The 22,783-nt window shown below is 61.4% G+C and carries 21 protein-coding genes; 15 read left to right on the top strand and 6 right to left on the bottom strand.

What is annotated here, in order from left to right:
• The first annotated feature begins 6 nt into the window (after nt 1-6).
• Nucleotides 7-633, top strand: coding sequence for a helix-turn-helix transcriptional regulator (locus tag ACIQJ2_RS16715; protein WP_400667388.1), 627 nt, complete (start codon nt 7-9; stop codon nt 631-633).
• A 102-nt stretch (nt 634-735) separates the two neighbouring features.
• Nucleotides 736-1,743 carry an asparaginase gene (locus ACIQJ2_RS16720; protein ID WP_400667386.1) on the top strand — a complete coding sequence of 336 codons (1,008 nt, stop codon included), beginning with the start codon at nt 736-738 and terminating at the stop codon, nt 1,741-1,743.
• A 130-nt stretch (nt 1,744-1,873) separates the two neighbouring features.
• Here ACIQJ2_RS16720 and ACIQJ2_RS16725 read toward each other — a convergent pair whose 3' ends face one another.
• Both ACIQJ2_RS16725 and ACIQJ2_RS16730 read right to left on the bottom strand, forming a co-directional pair.
• On the bottom strand, nt 1,874-2,350 hold the full coding sequence (locus ACIQJ2_RS16725) for a DUF2127 domain-containing protein (protein WP_199145007.1): 477 nt from the start codon (nt 2,348-2,350) through the stop codon (nt 1,874-1,876).
• 162 nt (nt 2,351-2,512) lie between these two features.
• Nucleotides 2,513-3,268, bottom strand: a complete 756-nt coding sequence (locus ACIQJ2_RS16730; RefSeq protein ID WP_400667384.1) for a DeoR/GlpR family DNA-binding transcription regulator — start codon at nt 3,266-3,268, stop codon at nt 2,513-2,515.
• 125 nt (nt 3,269-3,393) lie between these two features.
• Between ACIQJ2_RS16730 and ACIQJ2_RS16735 the strand changes: the two genes are divergently transcribed.
• Nucleotides 3,394-3,750 carry a DUF4406 domain-containing protein gene (locus tag ACIQJ2_RS16735; protein ID WP_184701129.1) on the top strand — a complete coding sequence of 119 codons (357 nt, stop codon included), beginning with the start codon at nt 3,394-3,396 and terminating at the stop codon, nt 3,748-3,750.
• Between the two features lie 150 nt (nt 3,751-3,900).
• Nucleotides 3,901-4,521, top strand: coding sequence for a glutathione S-transferase N-terminal domain-containing protein (locus tag ACIQJ2_RS16740; RefSeq protein ID WP_199150938.1), 621 nt, complete (start codon nt 3,901-3,903; stop codon nt 4,519-4,521).
• Nucleotides 4,522-4,526: 5 nt separating this feature from the next.
• Here ACIQJ2_RS16740 and ACIQJ2_RS16745 read toward each other — a convergent pair whose 3' ends face one another.
• Nucleotides 4,527-4,883, bottom strand: coding sequence for an MmcQ/YjbR family DNA-binding protein (locus tag ACIQJ2_RS16745; protein WP_400667382.1), 357 nt, complete (start codon nt 4,881-4,883; stop codon nt 4,527-4,529).
• Nucleotides 4,884-4,910: 27 nt separating this feature from the next.
• Nucleotides 4,911-5,096 carry a hypothetical protein gene (locus tag ACIQJ2_RS16750; RefSeq protein WP_199150936.1) on the bottom strand — a complete coding sequence of 62 codons (186 nt, stop codon included), beginning with the start codon at nt 5,094-5,096 and terminating at the stop codon, nt 4,911-4,913.
• 149 nt (nt 5,097-5,245) lie between these two features.
• Here ACIQJ2_RS16750 and ACIQJ2_RS16755 point away from each other — a divergent pair, with 149 nt between their 5' ends.
• The gene (locus ACIQJ2_RS16755; protein ID WP_400667379.1) at nt 5,246-6,142 is read left to right on the top strand and encodes a LysR substrate-binding domain-containing protein; all 897 of its coding nucleotides are present in this window, start codon (nt 5,246-5,248) and stop codon (nt 6,140-6,142) included.
• Nucleotides 6,143-6,202: 60 nt separating this feature from the next.
• Here the strand turns inward: ACIQJ2_RS16755 and ACIQJ2_RS16760 are convergent, their stop codons facing one another.
• Entirely contained in the window at nt 6,203-6,862 is a 660-nt protein-coding gene (locus ACIQJ2_RS16760) for a glutathione S-transferase family protein (RefSeq protein ID WP_400667377.1), read from the bottom strand.
• Between the two features lie 304 nt (nt 6,863-7,166).
• Here ACIQJ2_RS16760 and ACIQJ2_RS16765 point away from each other — a divergent pair, with 304 nt between their 5' ends.
• From ACIQJ2_RS16765 to ACIQJ2_RS16795, 7 genes are all read left to right on the top strand, one after another.
• Nucleotides 7,167-10,640 carry an indolepyruvate ferredoxin oxidoreductase family protein gene (locus ACIQJ2_RS16765; RefSeq protein ID WP_400667375.1) on the top strand — a complete coding sequence of 1,158 codons (3,474 nt, stop codon included), beginning with the start codon at nt 7,167-7,169 and terminating at the stop codon, nt 10,638-10,640.
• An 86-nt stretch (nt 10,641-10,726) separates the two neighbouring features.
• Nucleotides 10,727-11,890 (top strand): isovaleryl-CoA dehydrogenase, encoded by a 1,164-nt coding sequence (locus ACIQJ2_RS16770; RefSeq protein ID WP_400667373.1) that lies wholly within the window; start codon nt 10,727-10,729, stop codon nt 11,888-11,890.
• Between the two features lie 35 nt (nt 11,891-11,925).
• Complete coding sequence (locus ACIQJ2_RS16775; protein ID WP_400667371.1) at nt 11,926-13,533, top strand: carboxyl transferase domain-containing protein; 1,608 nt, start codon at nt 11,926-11,928, stop codon at nt 13,531-13,533.
• Nucleotides 13,534-13,543: 10 nt separating this feature from the next.
• Nucleotides 13,544-13,927: a RidA family protein gene (locus ACIQJ2_RS16780; RefSeq protein ID WP_199150930.1), complete on the top strand. Its 384-nt coding sequence runs from the start codon at nt 13,544-13,546 to the stop codon at nt 13,925-13,927.
• A 9-nt stretch (nt 13,928-13,936) separates the two neighbouring features.
• Nucleotides 13,937-15,925 carry an acetyl-CoA carboxylase biotin carboxylase subunit gene (locus tag ACIQJ2_RS16785; protein WP_400667369.1) on the top strand — a complete coding sequence of 663 codons (1,989 nt, stop codon included), beginning with the start codon at nt 13,937-13,939 and terminating at the stop codon, nt 15,923-15,925.
• Entirely contained in the window at nt 15,922-16,791 is an 870-nt protein-coding gene (locus tag ACIQJ2_RS16790; protein ID WP_400667367.1) for a hydroxymethylglutaryl-CoA lyase, read from the top strand. The genes ACIQJ2_RS16785 and ACIQJ2_RS16790 overlap by 4 nt, the downstream gene beginning before the upstream one ends.
• Complete coding sequence (locus ACIQJ2_RS16795; RefSeq protein ID WP_400667365.1) at nt 16,788-17,576, top strand: crotonase/enoyl-CoA hydratase family protein; 789 nt, start codon at nt 16,788-16,790, stop codon at nt 17,574-17,576. The genes ACIQJ2_RS16790 and ACIQJ2_RS16795 overlap by 4 nt, the downstream gene beginning before the upstream one ends.
• Here the strand turns inward: ACIQJ2_RS16795 and ACIQJ2_RS16800 are convergent.
• On the bottom strand, nt 17,573-18,943 hold the full coding sequence (locus ACIQJ2_RS16800) for a TIGR03808 family TAT-translocated repetitive protein (protein ID WP_400667363.1): 1,371 nt from the start codon (nt 18,941-18,943) through the stop codon (nt 17,573-17,575). The genes ACIQJ2_RS16795 and ACIQJ2_RS16800 overlap by 4 nt on opposite strands.
• Nucleotides 18,944-19,263: 320 nt before the next feature.
• Between ACIQJ2_RS16800 and ACIQJ2_RS16805 the strand changes: the two genes are divergently transcribed.
• Genes ACIQJ2_RS16805 through ACIQJ2_RS16815 form a run of 3 tightly spaced genes read left to right on the top strand, consistent with a single transcriptional unit; the run spans nt 19,264 to nt 22,711 of the window.
• The gene (locus tag ACIQJ2_RS16805) at nt 19,264-20,010 is read left to right on the top strand and encodes a carbon-nitrogen hydrolase family protein (RefSeq protein ID WP_400667361.1); all 747 of its coding nucleotides are present in this window, start codon (nt 19,264-19,266) and stop codon (nt 20,008-20,010) included.
• Nucleotides 20,011-20,063: 53 nt separating this feature from the next.
• Nucleotides 20,064-21,074: a ligase-associated DNA damage response exonuclease gene (locus ACIQJ2_RS16810; protein ID WP_400667359.1), complete on the top strand. Its 1,011-nt coding sequence runs from the start codon at nt 20,064-20,066 to the stop codon at nt 21,072-21,074.
• Nucleotides 21,074-22,711, top strand: a complete 1,638-nt coding sequence (locus ACIQJ2_RS16815) for a cisplatin damage response ATP-dependent DNA ligase (protein WP_199145940.1) — start codon at nt 21,074-21,076, stop codon at nt 22,709-22,711. Before ACIQJ2_RS16810 ends, ACIQJ2_RS16815 begins: the two co-directional genes overlap by 1 nt.
• The last annotated feature ends 72 nt before the right edge of the window (nt 22,712-22,783 follow it).

The raw sequence follows: 22,783 nt of genomic DNA on the forward strand, positions 1-22,783 counted from the left end.
GGAAAAATGCGTCAATCACCTGCCAACAGAATTCTGATCCTGTTGAAAACCGATGGTCCGCAGCTTGCCGCAGCGATCGGCGATGCGTTGGGCATATCGTCGGAGGCCGCGCGTCAGCAGCTGACGAAGATGGCGGAGGAGGGACTGGTCGAGCCCGTGGCGGAAGCAGCTTCGGGAAGAGGCAGGCCCCGGCAGCTGTGGCATCTCACCGTCGCCGGTAACCGCCAATTTCCGGACGGCCATGCGGATCTGACGGCCACGCTGTTATCGACCATGGTCAGCCAGCTGGGGCAGGGCGCCGTCGATATCGTCATCTCGGCGCGCGAAACCGAAACGCTTCGGCGCTACCGTGCACAGATCAACATTGACGAAGATCTTCCGTCGCGCGTTGCGAGTCTGGCCGCCATCCGCACGCAGGAAGGCTATATGGCCGACCACTGGCAGGAGGATGATGGCACGCTCGTCCTGGTGGAGAATCATTGCCCGATCTGCACCGCCGCGAGCGCCTGCTCAGGCTTCTGCCGATCGGAATTGGAGACCTTTCGTGCAATACTCGGCGCGCAGGTAGAGCGCGAGGAGCATATTCTGCTCGGCGCGAGGCGTTGCGCCTATCGCATCCGCGCCGCAGCTTGAGCGGTCGCTTTTTTCGCCTCGATCGGGCGTGATCGGAGATTGGCAATCCGCGGCACAGCGGCTATCAGTGGCCATCCCGCAAATCAAAGGCTGCATTCCATCATGTCAAATCCCGTCTGCGTCGAAGTCACTCGTGGCAATCTGGTCGAGAGCCGTCACCGCGGCTCCATCGTTGCGGTCGATGGCGACGGCAAGGTGGTCTTTTCGGTCGGCGATATCGACAGAGGCGTATTTCCGCGCTCCGCCTGCAAGGCAATGCAGGCCCTGCCGCTGGTTGAAAGCGGCGCCGCAGACGCCTATGGCTTCGGCAACAAGGAACTGGCGCTCGCCTGCTCCTCCCACAATGGCGAGGACGAGCATGTTGCGCTTGCCGCTTCCATGCTGGCGCGCGCCGGCCGCGATGTCGGCACGCTGGAATGTGGCGCGCATTGGTCTTCCGATCAGAAGACCCTCATCCACCAGGCGCGCACGCTCGACAAGCCGACTGCGCTGCATAACAATTGCTCTGGCAAGCATGCCGGCTTCGTCTGCGCCTGCTGCCATCAGGATATCGATCCCAAGGGCTATGTCGGCTACGAGCACCCGCTGCAGCAACAGATCCGCGACACCATGCAGAACCTGACCGGCGCCGTTCTCGGCCATGACAATTGCGGCACGGATGGCTGCTCGATCCCAACCTATGCAGTGCCGCTCAAGGGGCTGGCGCATGGCTTTGCCAAGATGGCAACCGGCGTCGACCTTGAGCCGCTGCGCGCCAAGGCATCGCGCCGGCTGTTCGAGGCCTGCATGGCTGAGCCGTTTTACGTGGCTGGCACCGATCGCGCCTGCACCAAGCTGATGCAGGTTGCTCCCGGCCGCATCTTCGCCAAGACCGGCGCTGAAGGCGTGTTCTGCGCTGCGATCCCGGAACAGGGCATCGCCATCGCTCTGAAATGCGACGATGGCACCGGCCGTGCTACGGAAGTCATGGTTGCCGCAACGCTTGCGCGCTTCTTCGAGAAGGACGGTGCCGTGCATGCCGGCCTGATGGCGATCGCCAACAAGTCCTTCAAGAACTGGAACGGCATCCATGTCGGCGATATCAGGCCGGCTTCGGCCCTGACGGCCTAAATTCCCGCCAGCAGTTCGGCTTCTGGCCTACAGCATCGGCCCGAAAATCGGGACCGATTTTCGGAGAGCCTGACGAGTAGAATAAAAGAGATAGAGCGACCTTTGTGTTTCCGAAAGGAAACACGGCGCTCTATCGTGCCGGCACATGTTGCCGGACGATCTTGTATTCGTGCCAGATGAGAACCATGACGAACAGGTCGAAGACGGTGAGGATGATCAATCCGATGCCGTGCGTATCTGTAAAACGGTACAGCTGGTAGGCGATGAAAAACCCGAGCGCCACCAGCGATGCCGGATAGGCCCACATCTTGCCTCTCAGCAAGCCGATGACGAGCAGCACCTTCACTACACCATGGCTCAAGAGATACCAGGCGTAGAAATTCTTGGTGCTGACGGAGAAATCCTGCGCCCAGGCATGTAGGTGGCTCGCCACGAAATCCTTGGGGTCGTTGAGCCGTTCGGGCTGTACGAGCCAATTCACCAGACGCAGGATGGATTCCGTGCTGACGAGTGCCAGGATCAGGCCGCTGATGCATTCGATCAGGGCATGGGCGCCTTTCAGCAGGATGCTGATTTCAAAAATCTGGTGAATGCGGCGTTCGTTCATGTTCGACCGTAATCTGCAAGGTTTGAGCTGGACCTGATCGGCAATCGCTGCTGGGCAGGCCCTCTCAGCTTGAGATAGGATCAATCTTCGACCGGATCATGTTCGTCCACATCTAAATCCCATCGCCACGTCTTGTTCCAGCTCCTTGTGGCAAAGCTCCCTTCACGCGAGCAGAATCGGCACTTCGGCGTTGCGATAGGGCGCCAGGCTTTCCTCGGGAAGATCTGACGGCACGATCAGGCCCGAGATATCAGTCATCGGCAGGATCTGGCATGGCGACGCCGCGTCTAGTTTCTCCGCGGTGCCCAGCACGTAAGTTTCCGCGGAGCATTCAGCGATATGTCGCTTGATGGCAGCTTCTTCGAAGTCGCCCGTGGAGACGCCCCGCGCCGGGTGAACGGCGGTGACGCCGAGAAAGAAAATATCGGCTCGTATGGAGGCGATTGCCGCCATGGCCGCGGCACCTGTTGCCACCATCGAGTGCTTGTAAAGCTTGCCGCCTATCAGGATGACGTCGACGGCCGGGTGATGTTCCAGCTCGCCCGCTATCGTCGGGCTGTGGGTGACGATGGTGACGGCGAGATCTTTCGGCAGGTGGCGGACGATCTCCGCGTTGGTGGTGCCTCCGTCAAGAAAGACTGTCTGCCCCGGTTCGATCATGCATGCCGCAAATGCGCCAAGCCGCCGCTTCTCGTCCGATGAAACGGCCTGGCGCGCCGAGAAATCCGGCAGCTCGGGCGAAAGCGGCAACGCGCCGCCATGCACGCGCTTCAGCAGCTTCTCCGCAGCCATTTCCCGCAGATCCCTGCGGATCGTGTCTTCCGACAGGTCGAGATCATCGGCCAGGGCCTTGGCGATCACTTGGCCGTCGCGGCGCAATCGGTCGAGGATGAGGGCTTTGCGTTGGCTGGTGAGCATGTTCGTTTCCGCACGAAATTTCATGAATATTCGTGAATTTATCAGAATCGATTCGACATTCAAGAAAATATGCGCATATTCGTGCAAATTCCTGCAGCAGGCAGGAGGAAAAATGGAGAATCGACATGTTGATCTTGATCGCCGGGCCCTATCGTTCCGGCACCGGGGACGATCCGAAGAAGATGGCCGAGAACCTCAAGCGTCTGGAGGAGCCGTCCTACGCCCTGTTCAAGGCTGGACATCTGCCGATGATCGGCGAATGGGTCGCTTTGCCGGTCTGGCATGCCGCTGGCGGCAAGAGCATCGGCGACGATCTTTACGAGGAGATCTTCCACCCGACCGCCGGCCGTCTGCTGCAGCTTTGCGAGGGCGTTTTGAGGTTGCCGGGCGATTCGAAGGGGGCGGATAATGATGTCCGCATTGCCCGCGAGCGCGGCATTCCCGTCTGGTACAAGCTGGAAGACGTTCCCGGCTGCGCCTGACACGCTCGCCCATCTTCATGGTTTACCCTCATGAGGATGGGCATGCATGCCCGATCGATCAAAACCTTTTGTAGAAGGTATCAGTATCGGCACTTCCGTATTGCTCGGCTTGCCTTTAGCTTCCGGTCGGATCCAATCGAGGAACGGAACATGCTGACATTCTATTTCGCGCCCGGAAGCTGTGCTCTCGCCAGCCTCATCGCCCTGGAAGAATCCGGTCTCGCCTATGAGCCCCGGCGCCTCAACCTCGCCAATGGCGATCAGCGCCAGCCGGAGTATCTGGCCGTCAACCCCAAAGGGCGTGTGCCGGCGCTGGTCACGGACAAGGGCTTGATTACGGAAAACGTTGCGATTCTGGCTTACCTCGCCCAGATCGTGCCCGCCGCAAAGCTGGCGCCGCTCGACGATCCCTTCGCGTTCGCCCAGATGCAGGCCTTCAACAGCTATCTGTCGTCGACCGTCCATATCAACCATTCGCACAAGGGGCGTGGTTATCGCTGGACGGACGATGCCGCAGCCATCGAGACGATGAAAGCCAAGGTGCCGCAAACCATGACGGAGAGCTTCGCGCTTATCGAGGACGGTATGCTCAAGGGGCCTTGGGTGATGGGCGATCAATACACCGTGGCGGACGGCTATCTTTTCACGATCGCAAAGTGGCTGCCGGGAGACGGTGTCGATCGCGACCAGTTCGCAAAGGTCAGTGCCCACTACGCGCGCATGCTCGAGCGCCCGGCTGTGAAGAAGGCGCTTGCCGTCGAAGCGGGCTGATCGCGTCAGCCGAATATTGCCAGAAGTTTTTTCGGGGCGCGGTATCGCCACGCCTCGATCAAGCGCAGCTCGAGCTCCTCGTCTCCGATCATGGCGATCCGCAGGGGCAGAGCAGGCCAGCCGACATAGTGATCCGTCTGGAAATAGATCTCCGGCGCCATTTCCATCAGCTGTTCCTTGCGGTCGATCGGTAAGGCCAAGACGATGGTCTCGTTGTTCTTCACCGTCGCGAAAGCTTTGCCGCCGACTTTGAAAGCCGGTAGGCCGTAATGTGTTCCGGGCTCGACTTCAGGCAGCCGGGCTTGAGCCACAAGACGCTGCAGCCGCTCCGCTATGGCATCCATGTCGACGTTCGTTGTCATGTCTGCGCGCGTGGATCCGGATTCCTCTTACGCGCATTCTTCCGGCTGAACGGTTCCTTTGTCCATAGGGCGTCCAAGATTTTCCGGCATCAGCGGCAAGTCGGCCAGTTCTTCGAGCGACATTGCGGCGAGCATAGGGTGCTGTAGCGGGTCGCCGTCCCGCTTGGGGTCTTCGTCCAGCAGGTGACTGAAGAAAAGCTTCAATATAGACATGGCATGCCTCCTGAGATCTACGCATTGATGCAACCATGAGGGCATCAGCCGGTCGGGCGGCGGCAGGTTTCAATTCCATGCTGCAATAATCGCGCCGATCCCTGTCTTATTCAATTGAGAATGACGAGATGCTGATATAGATATTCTATATGCGAAATCTCAACAGCGTGCATTTGAACGGTCTTCGAGCCGTGGAGGCGGTGGGGCGGCTGGGTTCCCTGCAGGCGGCTGCGGACGAACTGGGCGTGACGATCGGTGCGGTCAGCCAGCAGGTCATAAAGGCCGAGGCGCAATTGGGCCGGCCGCTGTTCGAACGCACGCCGAAGGGCATGATGATGACCGAAGCGGGTGCGGCAGCACTGGCCCGGCTTGGAGAGGGCTTCAGGGCTTTATCGGCAGCGGTGGCGGTCGCGCAGCATAAGGATGAGAACATCCTCACCATTTCCGTTGCCCCGGTGTTCGCTGCCCGCTGGCTGGTATACCGGCTTGATCGCTTCGCCAATCGCCATCCCGATATCCGCTTGCGCATCGACGCCACCACGCGGTTGATCAATCCCGCAACGTCGGATGTCGATATCGGCATTCGGGTTGGCAACGGGCAGTGGTCGGATGTCAAATCCGAGCTGTTGTTGGCGCAGGAAGTGTTTCCGGTCGTCACACCACGGGTCGCCGCTACGCTCCGCGAGCCTGCCGATCTCCTGAAGGTGCCGGCCGTCATCGACGGCCACGCGATGTTCGGCTGGGAGGTCTGGTTGAAAGAAGCCGGCTTGTCAGGCCATGGCATGGAAGAGCGGCACATCTTCAACGACGCGTCGTTGTGCCTGGATGCTGCCATGGCGGGGCAGGGCGTGATGCTCGCCTGGCAGACGTTGGCCGCCTATGCCCTCGAGCAGAAATGCCTTGTCGATCCCTTCGGCATCCGCGCCAAGACCGGCTTCGGCCACTATTTCGTTACGGCCGAAGGTGTGCGGGAACCGAAGAAGGTCACCGCTTTCAAAGCCTGGATCCGTGAGGAAATGGAAGAGAGCATGCGTCTCTTCCGATAAAGGGTGATGCCGAAACGAGTGAGGGATCGCGGCCGACATCATCCCCGTCTCTACTCTCTATCAGACCGGCTCTTTGCCGCGGGTAGCCTGCATAGCCTTGTAGGCGGCACGCGACTGGCAGCGTTCGATCCATGCCTTCACCGCAGGATGGGTGTCGAAGAGCTCCCGTTCCGTCTGGGCGTAGCGCAGCACTTCCGCAAGATTGAGATCGGCGACGGTGAAGCGGCCACCGACAAGATATTCCTGATTTTGCAGATGTTTTTCCAAGACGGCGAGCGGTCGCTTCAGCGAGCGGCAGGCAACGGCGATCCCGGCCTTGCCTTGCTCGCTATTCTCCTGCGCATTGTCGTAGATGCGTACGATTGCGACGCTGTGCGGCTCGACTTCGTTTGCGGCCCACATGGTCCACATGGTCATCAACCCTTCCTCATCGACAGTCTTGCCGGCAAGCGGACCACCGTATTTGCGCGCGAGGTGGAGGTTGATGGCAAGCGATTCATGCAGGATGAGATCGCCGTCCTTGATGCACGGAATCATTCCCATCGGATTGACGGCCACAAACTCCGGCGACAGCGTGTTGATCGGTGCATCGGCGGCGAGCGGATTGGCAAGCCGGCTGCCCTGGATGACCGGTACGGATTTGAACGCGATGCCGAGCTCCTCCGCCATCCAGTAATTGCGCGAGGCGCGCGAGCGATAGACACCGTAGATCGTCAGCATATGAGGTCTCCCAGATTCGAGTCGGCGCGACATTATTGGGCGGGTCGTGGGAGTAAAAGGCCCTGGCGCTGATATCTGCGATGAAAGCTCGTGATGGATGGGAGTGCCGTTTGCTCGCCAAGCACGAAAACATCCGTCAACCGCCCGAAATCTTTGCAAATCATGCTGCAGAGGCTTAGCCTTCGTTCAGAAATTAGCGGCGCTGCATGTTACCGTCCAATCACGGCTTTCGTCGGATGCGGTAGGAGGCATCCGGTGAAATGCATATGGGCAATCGGTGACTGCGATCTCGGGAGGAGAGCAGATGCTTGCGACCGGCGTTTCGCTAGACGACAAATATACGGCAGAGGACGGCCGCGTTTTCATGACGGGCCTGCAGGCGTTGGTACGTCTGCCCATGACCCAGATGCGGCGCGACCGCGCCGCCGGTCTCAACACGGCAGCCTTCATTTCCGGTTATCGGGGCTCGCCGCTCGGCGGCTACGACCAGCAGCTTTTGAAAGCGCAAACTTACCTCGACGCGCACGACGTCACCTTCCAACCTGGCATCAACGAGGATCTTGCTGCAACGGCCGTTTGGGGCTCGCAGCAGGTCGGCCTCTCGCCCGGTGCCCGCAAGGACGGCGTGCTCGGCATCTGGTATGGCAAAGGCCCTGGCGTCGATCGGTCCGGCGATGTGCTGAAGCACGGCAATGCCGCCGGCACCTCCAGACATGGCGGCGTCCTCTGTTTTGCCGGCGACGATCACTCCGCCAAATCCTCGACTATTCCGCACCAGACCGATCATGAATTCATGTCGGCGGTCATGCCTGTCATCTACCCCTCGTCCATCCACGAGTTCCTCGAATACGGTCTGCTCGGCATCGCCATGTCGCGCTATTCCGGTTGCTGGGTCGGCATGAAGTTCATTGCCGATACGGTTGAGACGACGGCAGCCGTTGACCTCTCCGGCGAGAAGCGGCAGTTCGTACTGCCTACCGATTTCGAATTGCCGCCCGGCGGCCTCAATCTGCGCTGGCCCGATCCGCCCTTGATGCAGGATGACCGGCTGCAGAATTACAAGGCCTATGCGGCCATCGCCTTTGCTCGTGCGAACCGCGTCGACGAAATTACGCACGATGTCCCCAATGCCCGCTTCGGCATCATCTCGTCCGGCAAGGCCTATGAGGATGTGCTGCAGGCGCTGCGTGAGCTCGAGATCGGTCCGAGGGAAATGGCGGCGATCGGCCTGCGTATTCTGAAAGTGCGCATGCCCTGGCCGCTTGAGCCGGAGGCGGTGCGGCACTTCTCCGAAGGGCTGGACGAGGTGCTCGTCGTCGAGGAGCGGCGCGAGATCATCGAAAACCAGATCAAGCAGCAGCTGTTCAACTGGCGCTCCGATGTCCGTCCGCGCATCGTCGGCAAGTTCGACGAGCATGACAAACCCTATCTCAGCCTGTCTTCGGCTTTGACCGTCGGTGCCGTTGCCAGGGCAATCGCCGGGCGCATCGTCAAACTCGATCTCGACCAGGGTCTGCATGATCGCATCGCCGCCAAGCTTGCCTATCTTGCCGAGCGTGGCCAGATCAGCAGAAGCCATGTCGCGCCGCTGAACCGCACACCATTCTTCTGCTCCGGCTGTCCGCACAATACGTCCACCCGCGTTCCCGAAGGCAGCCGCGCCGCCGCCGGCATTGGCTGCCACTACATGGTCACCTGGATGGATCGCAACACCGAGACCTTTACCCAGATGGGTGGCGAAGGTGTGCCCTGGACGGCGATCGCCCGCTACACCGACGAAAAGCACATGTTCGTCAATCTCGGCGACGGCACCTATTTTCACTCCGGCATTCTCGCCGTCCGCCAGTCCGTCGCGGCCAAGGTCAATGTCACCTATAAGTTGCTCTACAACGATGCCGTCGCCATGACCGGCGGCCAGCAGATCGACGGTCACTTGACGCCGCAACTGGTGACGAAGCAGTTGCATGATGAGGGCGTCAGGCCGATCTATCTTCTGTCCGATAATCCCGATGCCTATCGCCCCTCCGAGCTGGCGCCAGGCGTCAAGATACTCCATCGCGACCATATTGATCAGGTGATGCTGACGCTGCGCGACACCGCAGGTTGTTCGGCGATCGTCTATGTCCAGACCTGCGCGGCCGAGAAGCGCCGTCGCCGCAGCCGCGGGCTGATGGAAGACCCGGCCAAGCGCGTCTTCATCAACAAGGCAGTCTGTGAAGGCTGCGGCGATTGCTCGGTGCAATCGAATTGCATCTCAGTGGAGCCGCTTGAGACGGAATTCGGCCGTAAGCGCCAGATCAACCAGTCGAGTTGCAACAAGGATTTCTCCTGTGTCAAAGGCTTCTGCCCGTCCTTCGTAACCGTTCATGGCGGTAAGCGCCGGAAGCGGAAGGCGCTCGCCCATGCCGATATCGAAATGCCCTTGCCTGAGATTCCTGTCATCGCCGATCGCCCCTGGAACATCGCGATCGCCGGTGTCGGCGGCACGGGCATTCTGACCATCGGCGCCATCCTCGGCATGGCCGCGCATCTTGACGGCAAGGTGCCGATGATCCTCGATATGGCTGGCCTTGCCCAGAAGGGCGGCGCCGTCATGAGCCATCTGCGCATCGGCCTCAACCAGGACGACGTCACCTCGTCACGCATTGTCAACGGTGGCGCCGATCTGCTCTTTGCCGCAGACGAGGTCGTCGGTGCGTCCAAGGATGCAATCACGCTCTGCTCCCAGGCGCGCACCACGGCCATCGTCAACACCGGTCTGATGCCGGTTGCAGATTTTGTGCGCAATCGCGATTTCGATTTCAAGGCCGGCTCGATCCAGCACACCATCGCAAAGACCGTCAGCGACAAATCCGTCTTCCTCGATTTCAATCGCGTCGCAACCGAGCTGACCGGCGACGCCATATCGACCAATATTCTGTTGACCGGTTTCGCCTGGCAGCGCGGCCTGCTGCCTCTGTCGTTGGAGGCGATTGAGAAGGCGATCGAGCTAAACGGCGTTGCGGTCAAGGCCAGCCTTTCCGCCTTCTACTGGGGCCGGCTTCTGGCGCATGATCCGCAGGCGGTGCAAGCTATGATCGCTGAGCCGGATGCACGCAAGACGCTGGCGGATATGGGCCTCGATGACCTCGTCAGGCATCGCAAAGCACATTTGACGGCCTATCAAGATGCCGCGCTTGCCGAACGCTACGGCCGCTTTGTCGCTCATGCCAATGCGCTGGCAGCAAAAGAGCGCCTGTCGGACAAGGTGCCGTTCGCCGTTGCAGTGACCTATGGGCGGGTTCTGGCCTACAAGGATGAGTACGAGGTTGCCCGGCTTCTGACGGATCCCGCTTTCGAAGCGCAACTGCGCGAGGAGATGGAGGGCGATTTCAGGCTGGCGCTTAATCTTGCGCCGCCGATCCTTGGCGGCAAGGATCCGAACGGCAGGCCGAAGAAGCGTGAGTTCGGTGCCTGGATCCTGCCGGTGCTGCGCATGCTGGCTCCGCTGAAGCGTCTGCGGGGAACGGCTTTCGATCCTTTCGGTTATATGGGCGAGCGCCGGTTCGAACGTCGCCTGATTGCCGAATATGAACGGATTGCCGGTCGTGTGCTTGACGGTTTGCGCCACGACAACGAAGCCGAAGCCCTTGCCATCCTTTCGCTGTTTGATGAGATAAGAGGCTTCGGTCCGGTCAAGGAGGAGGCCGCTCAACGGGTCATGACCAGCATTGCCGACAAGCTGGTGGCCTATGAGACGCCACGCGAAAAGCAACATGTGCCGGCCAATGCCGCGTGACCATGGGGTCCGTAGCTTGAAGCAGGGACAACAAGACATACGTTCGCAAGAGGCGAGTGTTCGGGAAGTACCAGAGGAGAAGCCGGATGTTTGAAGGGGGACTGAATTTCGCGCTCGGCGAGGACATCGATGCACTGCGCGAGCAGGTGCGCCGCTTTGCCGACCGCCGCATCGCTCCGTTTGCCGACGAGATCGATCGAAACAATAGTTTCCCGATGCACTTGTGGCGGGAGATGGGTGATCTTGGCCTGCTCGGGATTACGGTCAAGGAAGATTTCGGCGGTGCCGGGCTCGGCTATCTCGCCCATACTGTTGCCATGGAAGAGATCAGCCGTGCATCTGCCTCCGTCGGCCTCAGCTACGGCGCCCATTCCAACCTCTGCGTCAACCAGATCCACCGCAACGGCACGACGGCGCAGAAGGAGCGCTATCTGCCGAAGCTGATTTCAGGCGAGCATGTGGGTGCGCTCGCCATGTCGGAACCGGGCGCCGGCTCGGATGTCGTCTCCATGAAGCTCCATGCCGAAAAGCGCGGTCATCGCTATGTGCTGAACGGCAGCAAGATGTGGATCACCAACGGTCCTGATGCCGACGTCCTCGTCGTCTACGCCAAGACCTCTCCGGATGCCGGTCCACGCGGGATCACCGCCTTTCTCATCGAGAAGGGTTTCAAAGGGTTTTCGGTCGGTCAGAAGCTCGACAAGCTCGGCATGCGCGGTTCGAATACCTCCGAGCTGATCTTCGTCGATTGCGAGGTGCCGGAGGAAAATGTCCTGGGGCAGGTCGACGGCGGCGTTCGTGTGCTGATGTCGGGCCTTGACTATGAGCGGGTCGTGCTGTCGGGCGGTCCCGTCGGCATCATGGCTGCCTGCATGGATGTGGTGTTGCCCTATGTGCATGAGCGCAAGCAGTTCGGCCAGTCCATCGGCGAGTTCCAGCTGATGCAGGGCAAACTTGCCGATATGTATGTGACGATGAATGCCGCGCGCGCCTATGTCTATGCGGTGGCAGCCGCCTGCGACCGCGGCGAGACGACCCGCAAGGATGCCGCCGGCTGCATTCTCTATTCCGCCGAGAAGGCGACGGCGCTGGCGCTCGAATGTATCCAGGCGCTCGGCGGCAACGGCTACACCAATGATTATCCTGCCGGACGGCTGCTGCGCGACGCCAAGCTCTATGAGATCGGCGCCGGCACGTCCGAAATCCGGCGCATGTTGATCGGCCGCGAGTTGTTTGGCGAAACGGCCTGATTTCCAATTCTACTTTACTTGATCGGTGAGGCCGCATGACCGTCCTGAAATCAGAGATATCGACGCATTCGGAGCGCTTCCGCGACAATCGCGCCGCGTTGCTGGAGGCGATCGGCGTTGCCGAGGCTGCGGCATCGAAAGCGGCGGAAGGTGGCGGAGCGCAGGCGCGCGAACGGCATGTCAACCGCGGCAAGATGCTGCCGCGCGATCGCGTTGCCGGCTTGATCGATCCCGCCACGCCGTTTCTAGAAATCGGCGCGACGGCGGCCCACGGAATGCACGGCGACGAGGCTCCGGGTGCCGGCCTGATTGCGGGTATCGGCCGTGTCTCCGGCCGTGACTGCATGATCGTCTGCAACGATGCCACGGTCAAAGGCGGCACCTACTATCCGGTCACGGTGAAGAAGCATCTTCGTGCGCAGGAGATCGCGGCGGAAAACAATCTCCCGTGCATCTATCTTGTCGATTCCGGCGGCGCAAACCTGCCGAACCAGGACGAGGTCTTTCCGGATCGCGATCACTTCGGCCGTATCTTCTATAATCAGGCCAATATGTCGGCGGCCGGCATTCCGCAGATCGCCGTCGTCATGGGTTCCTGCACGGCGGGCGGCGCCTATGTGCCTGCCATGTCGGATGAAACCATCATCGTCGAGAAGCAGGGAACGATCTTTCTCGCTGGTCCGCCGCTGGTCAAAGCGGCGACAGGAGAGGTGGTCTCGGCCGAAGATCTCGGCGGCGGCGACGTGCACACACGCCTGTCCGGCGTTGCCGATCATCTGGCGCGTGACGATGCCCATGCGCTTGCGCTCGCCCGGCAGGCGGTTGCCAATCTCAACCGTCGCAAGCCTGATGGTGTCGAGCTTCGAACGCCGGAAGCGCCGCTCTACGATCCCGAAGAAATCCTCGGCATCGTCCCCTCCGATCTGCGCACCCCCTATGACGTGCGTGAGGTCATCGCCCGCGTGGTGGACGGCTCCCGCCTCGATGAGTTCAAGGCACGCTACGGCACGACGCTGGTCTGCGGCTTTGCCCATATTCACGGCATTCCAGTCGGCATCATCGCCAACAACGGCGTGCTCTTCTCGGAATCGGCGCTGAAGGGCGCGCATTTCGTCGAGCTCTGCTCGCAACGCAAGATCCCGCTGGTCTTCCTGCAGAACATCACCGGCTTCATGGTCGGCCGTAAATACGAGACGGAAGGCATCGCCAAGAACGGTGCCAAGCTGGTGACTGCTGTGGCCACGACCAAGGTTCCCAAGGTCACGATGCTGATTGGCGGCTCCTTCGGTGCCGGCAATTACGGCATGGCCGGCCGTGCCTATTCGCCGCGTTTCCTCTGGACCTGGCCCAACAGCCGCATCTCCGTCATGGGCGGTGAGCAGGCGGCGGGCGTGCTCGCCACGGTGCGCGGCGAGGCGCTGACCCGCGCCGGTAAGCCCTGGACGAAAGAGGAAGAGGCCGCCTTCAAGGCGCCGACGCTCAAGATGTTCGAAACCCAGAGCCACCCGCTCTATGCCTCGGCCCGCCTGTGGGACGATGGCATCATCGATCCGCGCAAGAGCCGCGACGTCCTGGCTCTGTCGCTTTCAGCAGCACTCAACGCGCCGATCGAAGACACGCGCTTCGGTCTGTTCAGAATGTGAGGAGACGGAGATGAAACGCGATGCCATCAATGCGAAGAATGCGCCGCAGCCGCGCGGCGGTTATGCACAGGCGGTAAAGCTCGAGAACTTCGAGCGATTGCTCTTTGTCAGTGGCCAGGTCCCGCTGACATCGGACGATACTCTTCCAGAGGGGTTCAAGGCGCAGGCGCGTCAGGCTTGGCTCAATGTCGACGCCCAGTTGAAGGCTGCCGGTATGAGCAAGGCCGACATCGTCAAGGTCACGGTCTTTCTCGCCGACCGGCATCATACGATGGAAAACCGCGAGATCCGCGCCGAATATCTGGGGGCTCTCACGCCTGCCATGACGGTGGTGATTGCCGGTATTTTCGACACCGCCTGGCTGCTCGAAGTCGAAGTCATTGCCGCGCAATAGGATTTGCCGATGTTCTCGAAGATACTGATCGCCAATCGCGGCGAAATCGCCTGCCGGGTCATCAACACCGCAAGGCGCCTGGGCATCCGCACGGTCGCTGTCTACTCCGATGCCGATCGGGGTTCCTTGCATGTGGCCCTGGCCGATGAAGCCGTTCACATCGGACCGGCGGCGGCGAGCGAAAGCTATCTTTCGAAGGAAAAGATCGTTGCGGCGGCAAAGCGCACCGGTGCGGAGGCCATTCATCCCGGCTACGGCTTTCTCTCTGAAAACGCGGACTTTGCCGAAGCCATTGAGGCTGCAGGCCTTGTCTTCATCGGCCCGTCGCCGGCCTCGATCCGCGCCATGGGGCTGAAGGATGCCGCCAAGGCGCTGATGGAGCGCGCCGGCGTGCCCGTCGTTCCCGGCTATCACGGCGATGGCCAGGAACCCGGCTTCCTGGCCGAGCAGGCCAATGGCATCGGTTTTCCGGTCCTCATCAAGGCGCGGGCGGGCGGCGGCGGCAAGGGCATGCGCCGCGTCGACCGGCCGGAGGATTTCGCCTCCTCGTTGGAGGCGGCAAAGCGCGAGGCAAAATCCGCCTTCGGTGACGATGCGGTGCTGATCGAGAAATACCTGATCAAGCCGCGGCATATCGAGATCCAGGTTTTCGGCGACAGCCACGGCAAGGCTGTTCATCTCTTCGAGCGTGATTGCTCGCTGCAGCGCCGACACCAGAAGGTGATCGAGGAGGCGCCGGCTCCCGGCATGACGGAGGAGATGCGCCGCGCCATGGGCGAAGCGGCCGTTCGCGCCGCCCGCGCCATCGATTATCGCGGCGCCGGCACGGTCGAATTCATCGCCGATGTTTCCGAAGGCCTGTCGCCGGATCGCTTCTTCTTCATGGAGATGAATACCCGCCTGCAGGTCGAGCACCCCGTCACCGAGGCAATCGCCGGCGTCGATCTGGTGGAATGGCAATTGCGGGTCGCGAGCGGCGAACCGCTGCCGAAGTCTCAGGATGAGCTCACCATAAACGGCTGGGCCTTCGAGGCTCGCATCTATGCAGAAGACCCCTCGCGCGGCTTCCTGCCGGCAACAGGCACGCTCTCGCACCTGCGTTTTCCCGCAGGCGATGTTCGCATCGATGCGGGCGTGCGCGAGGGAGATACCATCACCCCGCACTACGATCCGCTGATCGCCAAGCTGACGGTCCATGCGCCGGATCGTCAGTCCGCCCTTGCCAGGCTCACGCGCGGGTTGGAGCAGACGCAGGTCGCCGGGACCACCACCAATCTCGATTTCCTCATTCGCCTCAGCCGCCACCCGGATTTCGCGGCCGGCCACCCGGACACCGGGCTGATCGACCGTGACGTGGAGATGCTGACCTCGGCGCAGCAGCCGGACGATGCCGCTCTGGCCGTTGCTGCGATCGTTGAGGCTGGCGGTTTTGCTCAGGCGGATGGAGATACCCCCTGGCTTTCGCTCGGCCCCTGGCAGCTTTGGGGCGAAGCGAGCCGTCCCGTTACGTTGCACCATGACAGCGGACAGACGCATTGCCGCGTGGCCGCAAAGGAAAAGGCACTTTTCAGCGTCGCGCTTGAGGGGCGTACCCTTCTGGTCCGGCTTTTGGCGGGAGAGGGAGAAGCCCGCCGGGTCGAGATCGATGGCCGCCAATCAAGCGTCACCGTGTTCGAGGCATCGAACGGCACGACCTTGTTCATGGATGGGCAAACGCATCACTTCCATCGCCACGATCCGCTCGATGGCGGCGAAGAGGCGGCCGCCGGAGGTGATCGGCTGATCGCGCCGATGCCGGGCCTCGTCAAGATCGTCCGCGTCCGCGAGGGCGATGTGGTGGCGAAGGGACAGGCGCTGATCGTCATGGAGGCCATGAAGATGGAGCTGACGCTGACGGCGATGCGCGACGGTATCGTCGAGAGCTTGAATGTTGGCGAAGGGGATCAGACCAGCGAGAGCGCTGTGCTGCTGTCGCTTCGCCCGGAGGATGCGACATGATGCAGGAGCATTCGAACCATGTCACCATCGTCGAAATGGCGCCGCGCGACGGTCTGCAGAACGAAAAGCAGCCGATCGATACCGCGCGCAAGATCGAGCTGGTCAACCTGCTTTCCGATAGCGGTTTCGACCGTATCGAAGTCACCAGCTTCGTCAGCCCGAGATGGGTGCCGCAGCTTGCTGATGCCGCCGCGGTCATGGCCGGGATAGAGCGCAGGCCGGGCGTGCGATATGCGGCGCTCGCGCCGAACATGCAGGGCTTCGAAGCGGCAATCGTGGCAGGTGCCGATGAGGTCGCGATTTTTGCGTCGGCCTCCGAAACATTCTCACAGCGCAATATCAATTGCTCGATCGCCGAAAGCATCGAGCGCTTCCGGCCCGTGGCTGCCGCAAGCCGCGATCGCGGCGTTCCGTTGCGCGGCTATGTGAGCTGCGTTGTCGAATGCCCTTATGAAGGGGCAGTGCTGCCGAAGAGCGTCGCCGATGTCGCCTGGCAATTGCGGGCGCTCGGCTGCTATGAAATCAGCCTCGGCGACACAATCGGCAGAGGTGCGCCGGAGGCTGTGGATCGCATGCTTGCTGCGGTTCTGGACGAACTTCCGGCTGCGACTCTCGCTGGACATTTTCACGACACGTCCGGCCGCGCGCTCGACAACATCGCCGTTGCCCTCGAGCGCGGCCTGCGCGTGTTCGATGCCGCCGCCGGTGGTCTCGGCGGCTGTCCTTTCGCCCCCGGTGCAAAGGGCAATGTCGATACCGTCGCGGTCCACTATTATTTGACGGCACATGGTTACGAGACCGGCCTCGACGAGGAGAAGCTCGCCCGCGCCGCCGCCTTTGCCCGCAGTCTCAGGAGCAGTTCATGACGTCGCAGACGATCCATATCGCCACCGATGAACGCGGCGTCGCCCGCCTCACGCTGGCGCGCCCGGACAAGCACAACGCGCTCTCGGCCGAGATGATCGATGCCCTGACGTCGGCAGTCCGCGATCTCGGCAATGACAAGACGGTCCGCGTCGTCGTGCTCACGGGCGAGGGGGCGAGCTTTTGTGCGGGCGGAGATCTAGGCTGGATGCGGGCGCAGTTTGACGCGACGCGCGCTGGCCGCATGGTCGAGGCTCGCCGGCTCGCCATGCTGTTCAAGGCCATGAACGAGCTGCCCAAACCGCTGATTGCCCGTGTACACGGCAATGCATTTGGCGGCGGCATCGGCGTCCTCAGCGTCTGCGACATGGTCATCGCCGCATCGACGGCCCGCTTCGGCCTGACGGAGGTGCGCCTCGGCATCATCCCTGCCACGATCAGCCCCTATGTGGTCGCTCGTATCGGTGAGGCGCATGCCCGCCCGCTCTTCCTTTCCGGCAAGATCATCGACGCGTGGCAGGCACATGCCACCGGCCTGCTGTCCCGGGTCGTTGCCGAGGAGGCACTGGACGAAGCCGTCGAGGCCGAGATCCGCCATTTCCTCTCTGCTTCTCCGCAGGCTGCGGCACGCGCAAAGGCGTTGGCCCGCTCGGTCGGCAGGCCGATCACCGACGGCATGATCGACGATGTCGTCGAGCAACTGGCTGACGCCTGGGAAACCGAAGAGGCGAAGGAGGGCATTACAGCCTTCTTCGAAAAGCGGCAGCCGAACTGGCGGCAGGCTTAAACCACCCTGTTATTCGCCAGGGTCAGTTGCGGAAATTGCGAGCTTCCAGCGGAGAGATCGCCGGAGGCTGCCTTGTCCCAGCGAAAGCCCATAATCGCGGCCTTCTCCATTTCCTGGAAAATATTGTTGGAGATGACGGCCGAGCCGGCGCCATCCACCACGGACACGACGCAGCCGATACCGGCATGGCGGACGATATTGCCTGTGGCGCTGACATTGCGAAGGTAGGGTCCCCAGCCGAGCCTCAATCCGCAGAGTGGCGCGTTTTCGATGACATTGTCTGAAATCAGCGTATCGGCCTCAGCTGATATGCCGATGCCGAGCCCGACATCCTGGGCGTAGGGCGGCGTTGCCGACAGGTTCCGAACGACATTGCCGGTGACGGTTGCGAGCCGGCCGCCATTGTCGAAGTTGGTGACGGCAATGCCGTTAGCGGCGCCATCGATCAGGTTGTTGTTGATGATGGCACCTTCGAATTCGAATTCGCAATAGATTGCCGTCTCGCCCGAGCGCAGGCACTGGTTGCCGGAGATCTGCACATTCGATGCCGAATTAGCGCGGATGGCGGAGAAGGCGCAATCGCTGATGCGGTTGCCGGAAACCTGCACGCCATCGGCACGGAAAACATTGATGCCATTGCCGTTCTGGCCCGTGCCGCCGCTATTGGCGCGGATGCGCGCTATGCGGTTGTCGGTGACGCTGCTGCCGTCTTCGCCCTTGGCCCAGCGATGGATGAGGATGCCGCCATTGCCGCAATCCTCGACGCTGTTGCCCGCCACCTGTAATCCGGTGGATTGGACGGAATAGATCCCGGCCTCCGCAGCACCGGAAATGTGGCTGCGCTCGATCCGGCCGCCGCAGCGCTCCAGTTGCAGCGCGTGCTTGCGGCTGCCTGATATCTCGCAATTGTCGATCCGTACATCGCCAACGCCGGTAAATTGCAAAAGGCCTCCGGCGTAGTCGGCCAGCCAGCGATTACCGCCATCGAGCACGAGGCCGGAAAGCTCGATGCGCTTGGCCTTGTCGGCATTCATCAGATGGCCGTCACCGCCATAGATAAGACGCGTGGCGCCGGGTACGCCGGTGATGCGCGTATTGTCGGGCAGCGTCAGGTTCGACACGGTGTAGTTACCCGGCGGCAGGAACAGCGGCGTGTTGGTGCGAGCAGCGTTGTCGATCAACGCCTGCAGTCTGCCGCTTTTCATATCACTAGTGCCTGGTGTCGTTTTATAGGCAATGGCGTCGATCGATCCACGCAGATCCGCTCCGCTTGTTCTGGCAAGCGGCGCGGCGAAGATGCCTGGCGCGAACAGGCCGGCGGTGGCCGAAGCAGCCAGTGATGCGAGGAAGGCACGGCGGTGGATCATGACGAACTCCCGAAACGGCAATGCTGAAGCAGAAATCGTGCCAGGAAAATCTGTGCCGTTTTGGCACATCTGGGGTCTCAGGCTATGGTTCGCAGGCATTTGGTGCGGCTGGACGGCGCGCGCCTTGTATTTTTCCTTAACCAATCAGGCACGGACAGCGATAGCCACTCGGCCGGTCGGCGATGGAGCACTTTCTGGAAAACTGGGCAGTGGTTTCCGTCCGGAACACACGAGGAAACAAGGAGGTAGATCACTTCCGCGATTCAAGGAAAGCCGGAAACGATCTAGGGGCGACTCACCGGCCATGCTAGCTCTGCCATATGCGGATCGCGGCCTTTCAACGTCTGGCTCTTTTTGATGCCGTCGAGCAGGCGGCCGAGACCCTGACGCGCGATCTGGCTTGGGCCGAAACGCAGGGAATTGATCTCGCGCTTTTCCCCGAATGCTACCTGCAGGGGCATAGCTACGACGAGGCCATTGCCAGGCGCCGCGCGCTTTCCCTAGACGATCCCTGCTTGAACGCGCTTGTGGCTCGCTGCGCCCCGGGCAGGACGACGGCGATCGTCGGTCTTTTCGAGAAGCGGGGCGCCGCGCTCCATAATAGCTCGCTGGTTGCCAAGGGAGGGCGAATCGTTGGCGTCTATGCCAAGGCCCATCCGCTCGAAAGCGGCTGCTCGCCCGGAACGGATTTCCCCGTCTGGGAGGCAGGGCGCTGGCGCTTCGGCATCAATATCTGCGCTGACCTGAGGTACCCTTATACAGCGCGCCGTTTAGCTCAGAAGGGCGCCGGTCTCATCTGCAATCCCATCAATCTGATGCTCAGGGCACACAAGGCGGAGAGGTGGCATAAGCCAGGCATATCGAGCATGCAGATATGCGCCAGGCACACCGGATGCTGGGTGATGGCATCGGATGTGGTCGGCAGCAACGATGACGGTTGGGTGAGCTATGGCAGCAGCGCGATCGTCGATCCGAATGGTGTCGTCGTGGCGAAAGCCAAACCCTATAGCGAGGATGTGCTTGTTTTCGATCTGCCGGACCGGCAGCCGGAGCGCCGTCGCAATTAAAAAAGCTCCGTGATCGCTACCTAAACGCGCGAATGGCGCTATCCTCTTGAATCATGAGACCTGATCAACTGCTCTACCCCGCGCCCGAAGGGTTGTTCTGCCCGATCGGTGGCTTCTACATCGACCCCGTGCGGCCGGTCGAGCGGGCGCTCGTCACGCATGGCCATTCCGACCATGCCCGCTCGGGACATGGCCATGTGCTCGCCACCCGCCAGACGCTCGATATCATGCGCATCCGCTACGGTGATAATTTTGCCGGATCGGAGCAGGCGGTTGCGTTCGGCGAAGAGGTAACGGTCAACGGAGTGAAGGTCAGCTTCCATCCGGCAGGCCATGTGCTGGGTTCGGCACAGATTGCCGTGGAGAAGGATGGGCTGCGCATCGTCGTCTCGGGCGATTACAAGCGGCGCCCCGATCCGACCTGTGCCGCCTATGTACCGGTTCCTTGCGATGTATTTATTACCGAGGCCACCTTTGGCTTGCCGGTGTTCCATCATCCGGATCCCATGGCGGAGACACGCAAGCTTCTGGCCTCGCTTCGTCAGTTTCCGGAAAGAACCCATCTGGTCGGCGCCTATGCGCTCGGCAAGGCGCAACGCGTCATTCGGCTACTGCGCGATGCCGGCTATGACAAGCCGATCTACATTCATGGCGCGCTGGAATCCCTGTGTGACTATTACATCAGCCAGGGTATCGCGCTCGGCGAGTTGAAGCCGGCCACCATAGAAAGCCGCGACCAATCGATCTTCCAAGGCGCGGTCGTCGTCGGGCCGCCATCCACGTTCCAGGACCGCTGGGCAAGGCGGTTCCATGATCCGCTGCCGGCCTTCGCTTCTGGCTGGATGATGGTGCGCCAGCGTGCCAAGCAGCTCGGCGTCGAGCTGCCGCTGGTCATATCGGACCATTGCGATTGGCCAGAGCTGACCGAGACCATCTCCGATCTGAAGCCGAGCGAGGTCTGGGTCACCCACGGCCGCGAAGAGGCGCTGGTACGCTGGTGCGAGCTGCAGGGCATAGCCGCCAAGCCGCTGCATCTCATCGGCTACGAAGACGAGGGCGATTGATGAAAGCTTTTGCCGACCTTCTCGACCGCTTGGTCCTGACGCCGAGCCGCAACGGCAAGCTGAAGCTGCTGACCGACTATTTCCGCGACACGCCGGATCCCGATCGCGGCTATGGCCTTGCCGCCATTGCCGGCACGCTGGAGGTGCGCAACGTCAAGCCTGCCATGCTGCGTGAACTCGTTCTGGAGCGCATGGACGACGTGCTGTTTCGCTATTCCTACGATTATGTTGGCGATCTTGCCGAGACGATCTCGCTGGTCTGGGACAAGGAGAGCGATGTCGAGCGCCCTGCCGGTGACCAGCCGAGGCTCGGCGACGTCGTGCGCCGCATGAATGCGCTGGGGCGTACCGAGGTGCGCAGTTTCGTCCGCGAACTGCTGGATCGGCTCGATACGTCGGGTCGCTTCGCTTTTCTGAAGCTTGCAACGGGCGCCCTGCGCATCGGCGTTTCGGCCCGTCTCGCCAAACAGGCGCTGGCCGAACTCGGCGGCAAGGACGTGACTGAAATCGAAACGCTCTGGCATGGTCTGCAGCCACCTTATGAAAGCCTGTTCGGCTGGCTTGAGGGGGAAGCTGAAAAGCCGATATTGGCGACGCCGGCAATCTTCCATTCCGTCATGCTTGCCAATCCGGTCGAGCCAGGTGATCTCGATGGACTCGATCCCCGCGATTTCGCGGCCGAATGGAAGTGGGACGGCATCCGTGTACAGCTTTCGCGCTCGGGAGCCACGAGCAAGCTTTATTCACGCTCGGGCGACGATATTTCCGGTGCCTTTCCCGATATCGTCGATGCGATAAGCTTCGAAGGCGTCATGGATGGCGAGCTGCTGGTCGGCGGTACGGTGCGTTCCAACAGCGCGACGCGCAGCTTCTCGGATCTGCAGCAGCGCCTCAATCGCAAGACCGTTACCGCAAAAATGCTGGAAGAGTTCCCGGCGTTCATCCGCGCCTACGATCTTCTGTTCGACGGTGTTGAGGACGTTCGCGCTCGCGGCTTTCTCGATCGGCGCGAGCGGCTGACGGAGATTGTCGAGGCAGCGCCGCACGACCGCTTCGATCTCTCGCCGCTCGTCGATTTTTCCTCATGGGAAGAACTCGATCGGTTGCGCTCGTCACCGCCAGATCCGGTAATCGAAGGCGTCATGATCAAGCGCCGGGATAGCGCCTATCTTGCCGGACGGGCCAAGGGGCCATGGTTCAAGTGGAAGCGCGATCCCTACAATGTCGATGCCGTGTTGATGTATGCGCAGCGTGGTCACGGCAAACGGTCCAGCTACTATTCCGATTTCACCTTCGGTGTCTGGGCGACCACGCCGGAGGGTGAGCAGCTCGTGCCCGTCGGCAAGGCCTATTTCGGTTTCACCGATGCTGAACTGGAGGTGCTCGACAAGTTCGTGCGCAACAATACGGTCGACCGGTTTGGCCCGGTAAGGGCTGTCCGCGCCGATCGCGATTTCGGCTTCGTGCTGGAGGTGGCTTTTGAAGGCATCAACCGCTCCACCCGTCATAAATCCGGCGTTGCGATGCGTTTTCCCCGCATCGCCCGGCTGCGGCCCGACAAGCCGCCATACGAGGCGGATCGGCTGGAAAGTTTGATTGCGCTCATTGACGCGAAGGCTCCCGCTGTTGATGAATGAGAAAGGGCGAATCCTCACCACAATGTGAGTTGGCCTTGCCTTTCGACCTGTGCAGATTCGAGCTGCGCCGGC

Source organism: Rhizobium sp. NPDC092011, assembly GCF_044756305.1.
Taxonomy (GTDB): Bacteria; Pseudomonadota; Alphaproteobacteria; order Rhizobiales; family Rhizobiaceae; genus Rhizobium.